The organism is Streptomyces sp. NPDC045287, from assembly GCF_056432325.1.
In genome coordinates this window covers 178028-190305 of sequence record NZ_JBWKJG010000012.1, presented here as the reverse complement: position 1 = coordinate 190305, position 12278 = coordinate 178028, and the positions used below count along the sequence as shown (strand labels likewise).

Annotated in this window: 8 protein-coding genes; 7 read left to right on the top strand and 1 reads right to left on the bottom strand. The window is 76.2% G+C overall.

Annotation, left to right across the window (positions count from 1 at the left end):
- Positions 1-105 precede the first annotated feature (105 nt).
- Genes AC07D6_RS21060 through AC07D6_RS21045 form a run of 4 tightly spaced genes read left to right on the top strand, consistent with a single transcriptional unit; the run spans position 106 to position 5779 of the window.
- On the top strand, positions 106-2634 hold the full coding sequence (locus AC07D6_RS21060; RefSeq protein WP_479046610.1) for a SpoIIE family protein phosphatase: 2529 nt from the start codon (positions 106-108) through the stop codon (positions 2632-2634).
- A 6-nt stretch (positions 2635-2640) separates the two neighbouring features.
- Positions 2641-3771 (top strand): sugar ABC transporter substrate-binding protein, encoded by a 1131-nt coding sequence (locus tag AC07D6_RS21055; RefSeq protein WP_315878154.1) that lies wholly within the window; start codon positions 2641-2643, stop codon positions 3769-3771.
- A 26-nt stretch (positions 3772-3797) separates the two neighbouring features.
- Positions 3798-4580: an ATP-binding cassette domain-containing protein gene (locus AC07D6_RS21050; RefSeq protein ID WP_315878153.1), complete on the top strand. Its 783-nt coding sequence runs from the start codon at positions 3798-3800 to the stop codon at positions 4578-4580.
- Complete coding sequence (locus AC07D6_RS21045; protein WP_315878152.1) at positions 4577-5779, top strand: sugar ABC transporter permease; 1203 nt, start codon at positions 4577-4579, stop codon at positions 5777-5779. The genes AC07D6_RS21050 and AC07D6_RS21045 overlap by 4 nt, the downstream gene beginning before the upstream one ends.
- 11 nt (positions 5780-5790) lie before the next feature.
- On the opposite strand, the gene AC07D6_RS21040 is transcribed toward AC07D6_RS21045, so the two are convergent.
- A complete protein-coding gene (locus AC07D6_RS21040; protein WP_315878151.1) occupies positions 5791-6204 on the bottom strand; it encodes a CoA-binding protein in 414 nt (137 codons plus the stop codon).
- A gap of 411 nt (positions 6205-6615) precedes the next feature.
- Between AC07D6_RS21040 and AC07D6_RS21035 the strand changes: the two genes are divergently transcribed.
- From AC07D6_RS21035 to AC07D6_RS21025, 3 genes are all read left to right on the top strand, one after another.
- Positions 6616-7242, top strand: coding sequence for a YigZ family protein (locus tag AC07D6_RS21035; RefSeq protein ID WP_315878150.1), 627 nt, complete (start codon positions 6616-6618; stop codon positions 7240-7242).
- 185 nt (positions 7243-7427) lie between these two features.
- Entirely contained in the window at positions 7428-8606 is a 1179-nt protein-coding gene (locus tag AC07D6_RS21030) for an exonuclease SbcCD subunit D (RefSeq protein ID WP_479046464.1), read from the top strand.
- Positions 8603-11674, top strand: a complete 3072-nt coding sequence (locus tag AC07D6_RS21025) for an AAA family ATPase (protein ID WP_479046462.1) — start codon at positions 8603-8605, stop codon at positions 11672-11674. The genes AC07D6_RS21030 and AC07D6_RS21025 overlap by 4 nt, the downstream gene beginning before the upstream one ends.
- The last annotated feature ends 604 nt before the right edge of the window (positions 11675-12278 follow it).

Below are 12278 nucleotides of genomic sequence, written 5' to 3'. Positions count from 1 at the left end.
GGCGCCGCGGCTGGGGCTCCGGGACCGCGGGCCGACCTCGCGGGCGGAGCCCCCGGCACCGTGCGGCCGACCGACACCGGCCGCCCCGCGGCCGGCCGCGCGCCGATGTTCGCCGGAGCCACCCTGGCCGCCGTGTACGTCCTCAGCGAGGGCGGCCACGAGCTGCGCCTCGCCGGACCGGTCGAGGACTCCGGGGCGCTGCCCGGCTGGCCGGGCGGGTACGCCGTGTCGGGGCGCTCCGCCGTCGCCGACGCCTTCCGCGGCGGCCGACCCCTGTGGCCCACCGCCGCCGAGCTCACCGCCCGCCGGGAGGACGTACCCGCGGCCCTCGCGCCCGACGCGGCGCTGGGCGTGCTGCCCGTCGGCACGGACGACCGGCGGCTCGGCTGCCTGATCGTCGTCGACGACACCGGCCGGGGCTTCGACACCGACCGGCGCGGCTTCATGGAGCTGTACGCCGAGCAGGTCGCCGCCCGCCTGGAGGCGGGCGGCGGGCCGGGGACGGCCTACACGGTCGCGAGCGGCGCCGGCGGGACCGTGCCGCCGGGGTCGGTACCGCGTCGGGAGGGCTCGCAGGTCGCGTACCAGCTCATGCCCGGCCAGGCGCTGGACGCGGAGCGGGTCGGGGCGTTCACCCTCGAACTCCGCACCGGGCGGATCAGCGCCGACGCGCGGATGCTCGAACTCGTCGACATCGCCCCCGGCGGCTTCGACGGCCGGGTCGAGACGCTCCTCGCCCACGCCGTCCCCGACGACCTGCCCGCGCTCATGTCCCTGGTCGAACCGGGCAAGAACACCTCGGTGGGCCGGGAGCTGGAGTTCCGCGTCCGCCGGCCCGCCGGCGACCTGCGCTGGCTGCGGCTGCGCTCCCGCGTCCTCGACGACCCCGCCGGCCGCCCCGAACGGGTCCTCGGCATCGTCGTCGACGCGTCGTCGCTGCGCCCCGGCACCGACGAGGTCTCCCTCGTCCAGCGGCTGTCCGCGTCCCTGGCCGCCACGATGACCGCCCGCGACGTCGCCCGCGTCGTCGTCGAGACCCTGCGCGACCCCCTCGTCGGCGCCGACCGCGTCGCCGTCGCCGGCCTGGAGGCCGACCGGCTCGTCGTCACCGCCCTGGACCCGCCCGAGCCCGGCGCCTGGCCCGGGATCTGGCGCTCCGAATGGCGCTCGGAGTGGCCCGACACCCCACTGCGCTCCCTGCCCACGCTCGCGGCCGCGCTCCGGGAGGTCCGCGTCGGCCTGGTCCCGGCCGGCGCCGAACTCGAACCGGCGCTCGCCGGGGTCGGACCCGGCGGCCTCGCCCTCCTGCCGCTCCCCGCCGAGGGCCGCGTCATCGGCGCCTGCCTGGCCGGCTGGGACGAGCCGCACGAGTTCGGCGCCGAGGAGCGGTCCCTGCTGACCGCCACCGCCGGCCTGGCCGGGCAGGCCCTGCGCCGCGCCCACGCCTTCGACGCCCGGCACGAACTGGCCACCACCCTCCAGCGCAGCCTGCTGCCGCGCAGGCTCCCCGAGCTGGCCGGGGGAGTGGCCGTCGCCCGCTACCTGCCCGCGACGGCCGGCCTGGAGGTCGGCGGCGACTGGTACGACGTGATCCCGCTCTCCGAGAGCCGGGTCGCCCTCGTCATCGGGGACGTCCAGGGGCACAGCGCCGGAGCGGCCACCATCATGGGCCAGATCCGCACCGCCATCAGGGCCTACGCGGTCGAGGGACACCCGCCCGACGTCGTCGTCTCGCACGCCAACCGGCTCCTGGTCGGCATGGAGACCGACCTCTTCGCCACCTGCTGCTACGTCGAACTCGACATGGAGGAGGGCGACACCTGGTTCGTCCGCGCCGGACACCTCGCCCCGCTGCTGCGCCACCCGGACGGCACGGCGGAGGAGGTCGCCACCGAAGGCGGCCTCCCCCTCGGCGTCCTCGCGGACGCGGACTACCCCATCACCGCCGTCGGCCTCACCCCCGGCACGGTCCTCGCGCTGCTCACGGACGGACTGGTCGAGTCGTCCAGCCTCCACCTGGAGGACGGCATGCTCCGGATGCGCGCCCTGCTCTCCGGCGCCGACCCGGCCGACCCCGGGCGCGTGGCCGACCGGATCCTCGGCGACGGCACCCGCCGCGACGACGACGTCGCCCTGCTGCTCATGCGCTACGACGGGATGGGCACCCCGCCCATCCGCGCCGGCTGGACCGTGTGGCGGCTGCCCGACGCCGTCATGCACGCCCGCCGCTTCACCGCCCGCACCCTGCGCGGCTGGGGCGTCGCCGAGGAGGCGGACACGGCGCTGCTCGTCGTCTCCGAGCTCGTCACCAACGCCCTGGTGCACACGCAGGGGGCCGTACGCCTCGATCTGACGCTCGCCGGGGACAGGCTGCGGACCGCCGTCACCGACGCCTCGCCCCGGGCCCCCGCCAAGCCCGTGGCGGCCGACTGGGAGTCCACCGGGGGCCGCGGGCTGTTCCTGGTGGAGGCCGTGTCGGAGTCGTGGGGATCGGTACCGGTCAGCGGCGGCAAGCAGGTGTGGAGCGAGCTCGCCGTCGCCCGCGGCCCCCGCCCGGACACCGCCACCGCGGCTGTTGGCGCCGCCCCGGCCACCGGCCCCCTCCCGTACGGCTCCGGACGCGAAGGAGGGTGAGGAGGAGTGTTCCGTACGAAGCAGCGCGGGCGCGACCGCCCGCGCACCGCCCCCGCCGCGGCCGCGGCGGCGCTCGCCGTCGCGCTGGTCGGCTGCGGCACCGCCGAGCAGGCGCACCTGGAAGGCGGTCCGAGCTCCACGCGCACCGAGTTCACGCCCCGCATCGGACTGCTGCTGCCCGATACCCACACCGCCCGCTGGGAGAGCTTCGACCGGCCGTTGATCGAGGCGAGGATCCGCCAGGTCTGCCCGGGGTGCACCGTGGACCACGCCAACGCGCAGGGCGGCGTCGCCACCCAGAAGCAGCAGCTCGACTCCATGATCACCGCGGGGGTCGACGTCCTGGTCCTCAACCCCGTGGACTCCCGGGCCCTCAGCCCCTCGGTGGCCAAGGCCGCCGACGCGGGCATCCCCGTCGTCTCGTACGACCGCCTCGCCGACGGGCCGGTCTCCGGTTTCGTCTCCTACGACGGCCGGAAGACCGGTCGCCTCCAGGCCGAGGCGCTGTTGCGGGCCATGGGCGCCGAGGCGGACGGCGGGCGGATCGTCATGGTGAACGGCGACCCGGCCGACCCGAACGCCATCGCCCTGGAGCGGGGTGCGCGCGAGGTCCTGGACGGCAGGGTGCGGATCGCCAAGGCGTACGACACGGACCGCTGGCGCCCCGAGATCGCCCACGCCCGCATGTCCGGCGCCGTCGCCGCGCTCGGCGCCGGGAGCATCGACGGCGTGTACGCCGCCAACGACGGGCTCGCCGGCGGCGTCGTCTCCGCGCTGAAGGCCAACTTCGTCGAGCCGCTGCCGCCGGTCACCGGGCAGGACGCCGACCTCGCCGCCATCCGGCGGATCGTCGCCGGCGAGCAGTACATGACGGTGTACAAGCCGTTCGAGCCCATGGCCGACGCCGCCGCCGAGATGGCCGTCGCGCTCGGCCGCGGCGACCCGCCGGACGCCATCGACCCGGAGGGCGGCGACGAGGCCACCGTACGGGGCGTGCCGGCCGTCCTGTTCGACCCGGTGCCCGTCACCGCGGACACCGTGCGCGACACGGTCGTCAGGGGCGGGATGTACACGATCGCGCAGATCTGCACCCCGAAGTACGCGTCGGCGTGCGCGAAGGCCGGACTCACCGTGTAATCGGGCGGAGAAGGAGGTGGTCGTCGGTGCCGGTCCCACCCCTGCTGGCCCTGCGCGGCATCTGCAAGCGCTTCGGCGCCGTCGAGGCGCTGGCCGACGTGGAGCTGGAGGTCGGGGCCGGGGAGGTCGTCGCCCTGATGGGCGACAACGGCGCCGGGAAGTCCACCCTCGTCAAGGTGATCGCCGGGGTCGCCCCCGCCGACGAGGGGACCATCCGGTGGGAGGGCCGCGCCGTGAGGATGAGACGCCCCCACGACGCCCATGCCCTGGGCATCGCCGCGGTCTTCCAGGACCTGGCGCTCTGCGACAACCTCGACGTCGTCGGCAACCTGTTCCTCGGCCGCGAGCTGCGCCGGTCGGGCCTCCTCGACGAGGTCGAGATGGAACGCCGGACCCGCGACCTGCTGGGTTCGCTCGCCGTCCACGTACCCGACCCGCGGGCCCGGGTGGCGACCCTGTCGGGCGGGCAGCGGCAGACCGTCGCGATCTCCCGCTCGCTCGTCGGGGAGCCGCGCCTGCTCCTCCTCGACGAACCCACCGCCGCCCTCGGCGTCCAACAGACGAGCCGCTTCCTCGACCTCGTCGAGACGCTCCGCGACCGGGGCACCGGCGTCCTCCTGATCAGCCAGAACATGGGTGACGTCAAGGCCGTCGCGGACCGCGTCGCCGTCCTCCACCTCGGCCGCAACAACGGCTTCTTCGACGTCAGCACCGCCTCGCAGGAACAGATCGTCTCCTCCGTCACCGGCGTCACGAGCTTCCCCGGCACCGTCCGCCGCGCCCCGCACGCGCGCGGGGGAGAGCGGTGACCGGCCTCCGGCGGGCCCTCAGGAGCGCCGCCGGGGCGGCCGGGCGGCGGCTGGGCACCGGCGAGGTGGGCGTCCTGCCCGTCGTCATCGGGGTCCTCGTGATCTGGACGGTCTTCCAGCTCCTCAACGGCAACTTCCTCGCGCCGCGGAACCTGTCCAACCTCAGCGTGGACATCGTCGGCACCGGGATGATCGCCGTCGGCATCGTCTTCGTCCTGCTGATCGGCGAGATCGACCTGTCGGTCGGGTCCGTCAGCGGCCTCGCCGCGGCCCTGTTCGCCGTGCTCCACGTGCGGCACGGCGTGGCGGAGTGGCCGGCCGTCGTGATCGCCGTGCTCTGCGGCGCGGCGATCGGCTCCCTGCACGGCTTCCTCGTCGCCCGCGTGGGCGCGCCGTCCTTCGTCGTCACCCTCGCCGGGCTCCTCGGCTGGAACGGCCTGATGCTGTACGTCCTGGGCACCAGCGGCACGCTCAACCTCGACGAGGACGGCCTGGTCGGCAACCTGACCGGCCACTACTTCCACGAGGTCGCCGCCGCGTACGGCCTGGCGGCGGTCGGCTCCGTCCTGTGCTTCCTCGTGTACCACCGGGACCGGCGGCGGCGCAGGGCGGCCGGCCTGCCGCACCGGCCGCTGACGGAGATCGCGGTGCGGACCGGTGCGGTGGCGCTGGTCGCCTTCTCCGCCGCGCACGTGCTCAACCGGTTCCAGGGGCTGCCGCTCGCCCTGCTCGCCTTCCTCGTCGTCGTCGGCGGCCTCGACCTGGTGCTGCGCCGCACCCGGTACGGGCGGAAGGTGTACGCCCTCGGCGGCGGTGGCGGCGAGCCGGCCCGGCGCGCCGGGATCGACGTCGTCCGCGTGCGGGTGTCCGTCTTCATGCTGTCGGGGACCATGGCCGCGATCGGCGGGCTGTTCCTCGCCTCGCGGATCACGTCGGTGGGCCAGACGTCCGGGTCGAGCCTGCTGCTGATGAACGCGATCGCCGCGGCCGTGATCGGCGGCACCAGCCTCTTCGGCGGCCGCGGCACCACCTGGTCCGCCCTGCTGGGCATGCTCGTCATCCAGTCGATCGCCTCCGGGATGTCCCTGCTGGGCATCCAGTCGGCCGTCCAGTTCATGATCACCGGTGGGGTGCTGCTGGCGGCCGTCGTCATCGACACGGTGGCGGGGCGCACCCGCAAGGAGCACGGCCGGGCGTAGGGCCCGGCGCCTCAGCCGAGCCCGAGGGCGGGGATCTCGATCGCGGGGCACCGGTCCATGACCATGTCCAGCCCCGCCGCCCGGGTCCGCGCGTACGCCTCCTCGTCGACGACGCCGAGCTGGAACCAGACCGCCTTGGCGCCCTTCGCCACCGCCTGGTCCGCGATGTCCCCGGCCAGCCCGCTGTGGACGAAGACGTCGACGACGTCCACCGGGAACGGGACGTCCGCCAGCGTGGCGTACCCCCGCTCGCCGTCCACGGTCTCCGCCTTCGGGTGCACCGGCACGACCCGCTTGCCGAAACGCCGCAGCACGGCCGCCACGCCGTACGCCGCCCGCGACCGGTTCGTGGACAGGCCGACCACGGCCCAGGTGTCGCCGGACTCGGTGAGGATCCTGCGGATGGTCTCCGTATCGCCGTACACGTGCCGTCTCCTGCCTGCCTGGGGGCTCTCTCCGTGCAGTCAACCAGCGTGCGGCGCCCGGCATTCCGGAGGATCCGCCACACGCGTGACACGGAGGGCGTGGCCATCCGTTCACGGGCGGCCCCACTGCCCGATCCGCGCCGTGCCTCCCGGCCGCGGCCCGCCGGGAGGCCCCCGCCGTGCCCGCCCCGCCCCGGACCGGACCGCGAGGGGCCCCGGTCCGTACGCCCTCCGGGAGGCGGCCACGCGACTCGCCGCCCGCCCGGGACGGCGGCGCTCCGCACGATCCTCACCGGCGTGAGCAAGCGCGACCCGCCGCCCGCCCGGGTCGGCGCACGGCGCCGCCTCGCCGGGCGGGCCGCCCGGGACGCCGCGGAGGGGGCCGCGCCGGGGCACGGCTAGGGTGGCGGGATGCAGGAGCAGTACCTGACGGTGACCCGCGAGGGCGTGCACGAGACCGAGATCAACCGATCGCGCTTCCTCTGCGCGCTCGCCCCCGCCGCGACCGAGCAGGAGGCCCAGGACTTCGTCGCCCGCGTCCGCCGCGAACACCCCACCGCCACCCACAACTGCTTCGCGTACGTGATCGGCGCCGACGCCGCCGTCCAGAGGGCCAGCGACGACGGCGAACCGGGCGGCACCGCCGGCGTGCCGATGCTCCAGATGCTGCTGCGGCGCGACGTGCGGTACGTCGCCGCCGTCGTCACCCGCTACTACGGCGGCGTGAAGCTCGGCGCCGGCGGCCTCATCCGCGCCTACGGCGGCGTCGTCGGCGAGGCCCTCGACGCCCTCGGCACCGTCACCCGCCGCCGGTTCCGGATCGTCACCGTCACCGTCGACCACCAGCGGGCCGGCAAGCTCCAGAACGACCTGCGCGCCGCCGGCCGGTCCGTCCGCGACGTCCGGTACGCCGACGCCGTCCGCATCGAGGTCGGCCTGCCCGACGCCGACGTGGACGCCTTCCGCGGCTGGCTCGCCGACGCCACCGCCGGCACGGCCGCGCTGGAGCTCGGCGGCGAGGCGTACGGCGACGGCTGACCGCCCGCCCGCTCCCCGCCGCGGCGCCCCGCCCGCCGCCCCGTCCGCCGCCGCGGTGCGCCCGCCGCCCGCCGCCCCGCACCGGCGCGCGGCGCACCTCCGCGCGGATGGCAGACTTGCCTACCGGCCCGGGAGGCGGACGAGCGGCACGGCGGTACAACGGCACAGGGGGGCGGAGCGGAACCGTGAGACTTCTGCACACATCGGACTGGCACCTGGGCCGGTCCTTCCACCGCGTCAGCCTCCTCGGCGCCCAGGCCGCCTTCCTCGACCACCTCGTCGCCACCGTCCGCGACCACGAGGTGGACGCGGTCCTCGTCGCCGGTGACGTGTACGACCGCGCCGTACCGCCGCTCACCGCCGTGGAGCTGTTCGACACCGCCCTGCACCGGCTCGCCGACGCCGGCGTGACCACGGTGATGATCTCCGGCAACCACGACTCGGCCCGCCGCCTCGGCGTCGGCGCCCGCCTCATCGAGCGCGCCGGCGTCCACCTGCGCACCGACCCCGGCGGCATCGGCACCCCCGTCGTCCTCCCCGACCCGCCCCACGGCGACGTCGCCTTCTACGGACTTCCCTACCTCGAACCCGCCCTCGTACGGGAACGCCTCGGCGCGCCGAAGGCCGGCCACCAGGCCGTGCTCGCCGCCGCCATGGACCGCGTCCGCGCCGACCTCGCGGCCCGCCCGGCCGGCACCCGCTCGGTCGTCCTCGCCCACGCCTTCGTCGCCGGAGGCGAACCCAGCGACAGCGAGCGGGACATCACCGTCGGCGGCGTCGCCTCCGTACCGGCCGGCGTCTTCGACGGCGTCGACTACGTCGCCCTCGGTCACCTGCACGGCGCCCAGGCCCTCACCGACCGCGTCCGCTACTCCGGCTCGCCCCTCGCCTACTCGTTCTCCGAGTGGCGGCACCGCAAGACCATGTGGCTCGTCGACCTCGCCCCCGACGGCGGCGTCACCGCCGAACGGGTCGACTGCCCCGTCCCGCGCCCCCTCGCCCGCATCCGCGGCCGCCTCGACGACCTCCTCGCCGACCCGGCCCTCGACCGCCACGAGGACGCCTGGGTCGAGGCCACCCTCACCGACCCCGTGCGCCCCGCCGAGCCCATGACCCGGCTCGCCCGGCGCTTCCCCCACACGCTCAGCCTCGTCTTCGACCCCGAGCGCGCCGACACCGCCGACGACCTCCTCTCCTACGCCCGCCGCCTGCGCGGGCGCACCGACCAGCAGATCGCGGAGGACTTCGTGACCCACGTCCGCGGCGGGGCCGGGCCCGACGCCCACGAGCGGGCCGCCCTGCGCAGCGCCTTCGCCGACGTCCGCGCCGACCTCGCCGTGCGCGAGCGGGAGGTGGGCGGGTGAGGCTCCACCGGCTCCGCGTCACCGGCTTCGGCCCCTTCGGCACCACCCAGGAGGTCGACTTCGACGCGCTCTCCGCCGCCGGCCTGTTCCTCCTCCACGGCCCGACCGGCGCCGGCAAGACCTCCGTGCTCGACGCGGTCTGCTTCGCCCTGTACGGTTCCGTCCCCGGCGCCCGGCAGGCGCCCGGCGCCTCGCTGCGCAGCGACCACGCGCCCGCCGGCACCGCCACCGAGGTCGTCCTCGACCTGACCGTCGCCGGCCGCCGCCTGGAGATCACCCGGCGGCCCGCCCAGCCCCGCCCCAAGAAGCGCGGCAGCGGCTTCACCACCGAGAAGGCCCAGTCCTGGCTGCGCGAGTACGACCCCGACACCGGCGCCTGGAACGGCCTGAGCCGCTCCCACCAGGAGATAGGCGAGGAGGTCGTCCAACTCGTCGGCATGAGCCGCGACCAGTTCTGCCAGGTGGTCCTGCTGCCCCAGGGGGACTTCTCCCGCTTCCTGCGCGCCGACGCCGAAGCGCGCGGCAAGCTCCTCGGCCGGCTGTTCGGCACCCGCCGCTTCGCCGCCGTCGAGGAGCGCCTCGCCGAACTGCGCCGCGCCGCCGAACAGCGGGTCCGCGAGGGCGACCAGCGGCTCCTCGCCCTCGCGCACCGCATGGCGCAGGCCGCCGGTGACGCCGCCGCCGGCTGGCCCGCACCCGACGGCGGGCCCGGCGACCCCGGCCTCGCCGACGCCGTCCTCGGCTGGGCCGCCGTCGCCCGCTCTGGCGCCCGCGAGGCCCTCGACACCGCCGACCTCGCCCTGGCCGCCGCCGAGGCCCGGCGGGAGGCCGCCCGCCGCACCCTCGACGAGCGGCGCGACCTCGCCGCCCTCCGCGAACGGTACGAGGACGCCCGCCGCCGCGCCGCCGCTCTGGAGGAGCGCAGGGCCGAGCACGACGCCTGGCGGGCCCGCCTCGACCAGGCCCGCGAGGCCGAACGGGTGGCCGGGCCGCTCGCCCTGCGCGACGAGGCGGAGCGCGAGCACCGCGCCGCGGGCGCCGCCCGCGACCGCGCCCGGGCCGCCCTCCCCGGCGACCTCGCCGACGCCGGGCCGGACCTGCTCGCCCGCCTCGCGCGGACGCGGCGCCAGGAGCTCGGCGGCCTCGACTCCGCCCGCCGCGCCGAACAGCGCCTCGTGGAGATCGCCCGCGAGCGCGCCGACCTCGACCGGCAGGCCCGCGCCGACGACCAGGCCCTCCAGGACGCCGCCGACTGGCTGGCGGGCTGGGACGCCGCCCGGAGCGCCCTCCTCGACCGGGTCGACGCCGCCCGCGAGGCCGCCGCCCGCGCCGAGCACCTCCTCGGACAGCTCGCCCCGGCCCGGCGCCGCCTGGCCGCCGCCCTGCGCCGCGACGCCCTCGCGAAGGACGTGGCCGCCGCCGAAGCCCGCCTGGCGACCGCCCGCGAACAAGCCGGCACCGCCCACGAGACCTGGCTCGACCTGCGCGAACGCCGACTGCGCGGCATCGCCGCCGAACTCGCCGCCCACCTGGAGGAGGGCGCTCCCTGCGCGGTCTGCGGCTCCGCCGAGCACCCGTCGCCCGCACGGCCCACCGCCGACCACGTCGACCGCGCCGCGGAGGCCGGCGCGTACGAGGCGCACGTGCGCGCCGCCGAGGCGCGCACCGCCGCCGAACGGGACCTGGCCGCCGTACGGGAAGCCCTCGCCGCCGCGGCGGCGGAGGCCGTCGAGGAGCCGCCACCCGGCGTTCCCGGCGCCGGGGCGGGCCCGGACGGGGACCGGCCCGCCCCGGCCGCCGCCGCGCTGGAGGACCTCGTCGCACAACTGGAGCGCGAGCACGCCGAGGCGCGCGGACTGGCCGCCGACAGCCACCCCGCGCGCGAAGCGCTGGAGCGGGCCGAGGAGGAGCACACCCGGCGCGTCGAGGAACGCCGGCAGGCGGAGGTGCGCGCCGCCGCCCGGGCCTCCCGGCGCGAGACGCTCGACCAGGAGCAGGCGGCCCGCGAGGCCGACCTGGCCCGGGTCCTCGGCGACGGCGGCGGCACCGTCGCCCGCCGGGCGGCCGTCCTGGAACGCGAGGTGGCCGTCCTCGACGCCGCCGCCGACGCCGTACGGGCCGCCGAGGCCGCCGCGCAGCGGCTCAAGGAGGCCGACGCCCGGCTCGCGGACGCCGCCTACCGGGCCGGGTTCGCCACGCCGGACGCCGCCGCGGCCGCCCTCCTCGACGACGCCGCGCGGCGCGACCTGCAACGCCGTGCCGACGCCTGGCAGGCGGAGGCCGCCGTGGTCGCCGACCGGCTCGCCGAGCCCGCCGCGCGCGCCGCCGCCGAGGGGCCGCCCGCCGACGTCGCGGCCGCGTCCGCCGCCCACGAAGCCGCCGAGCGCGCCGCCCGCGCCGCCGCCACGGCGCTCGCCGCCCACCGCGACCGGTGCGCCGAACTCGACCGGCTCTCCGCGCGCGTGGCGGACGAGGTCCGTGCGCTGGGCCCGCTGCGCGTCGAGTACGACCGGGTGGCCCGGCTCGCCGCGCTCACCGCGGGGACCTCCGCCGAAAACGAGCGGCGGATGCGCCTGGAGTCGTACGTCCTGGCCGCGCGTCTCGAACAGGTCGCCGCCGCGGCCACCGCACGGCTGCAGCGCATGTCGTCCGGCCGCTACACCCTCGTCCACTCCGACGCCCGCAGCGGCGGCAAGCGCGCCGGTCTCGGCCTGCACGTCGTCGACGCGTGGACCGGTGCCGAGCGCGACACGGCGACGCTCTCGGGCGGTGAGACGTTCTTCGCGTCCCTCGCCCTGGCGCTGGGCCTCGCGGACGTCGTCACCGACGAGGCGGGCGGCGTCCGGCTCGACACGCTCTTCATCGACGAGGGGTTCGGCAGCCTCGACGACCAGACGCTCGACGAGGTCCTGGACGTCCTCGACTCGCTGCGCGAACGGGACCGCAGCGTCGGCATCGTCAGCCACGTCCCCGACCTGCGCCGCCGCATCCCCACGCAACTGGAGGTCGTCAAGGGGCGCGACGGCTCCCGCGTGCGGCTCAGGACGGGCGAGGGCGCAGGCGCCTGACCGAGGGGGCCGGCGGCCCACCGGGCGGGGCGGCGGCGACGAGCACACGGCACCCGCCGCCACCGGCCGTGGAGCGGCCCGTAGGCCCGAAGGCGCGCCCGAAAAGCCCTCAATGCCGCAGAACGGCGACTTCTCGGTTACTTCCGCGCCCGCACGACCCCGGAAGGCCGACACGGTCACGAGCTGAGTCAAGTAGATATCAAGACTAGATGCTCGAAGGGGCGGACGAGATACTTAAAGAGGTTCCCAAACCTCCACCCTGTCTGGTTCAGTACCCCCGCAGCGGGTAGGGTCGCTCGATGGCACACCGCAACTGGCTGGGCACATAAAGGGGGACACTTGCTCGTCATGCGTGACTCGATACTCATGTGCGCGAATTTCCGCACGAGGTGTGAACTCGCAGTTATCACTTCGGAAATAGAGTGCAAGCATCAGCAGAAGTCGGTGACCAGCAAGTGACGACGTACACGCCGAAGAATTCCCGCTACTTCAAGCGTCTGCGACGAGCGTGCGAAGCGAAACTCTCCACCATGCACGGAGAAGAAGAAAGAGACGTCCTCTCTCTTCGGGTCAGGCTCAGTGCACTGCGCGGCAAATCCATACA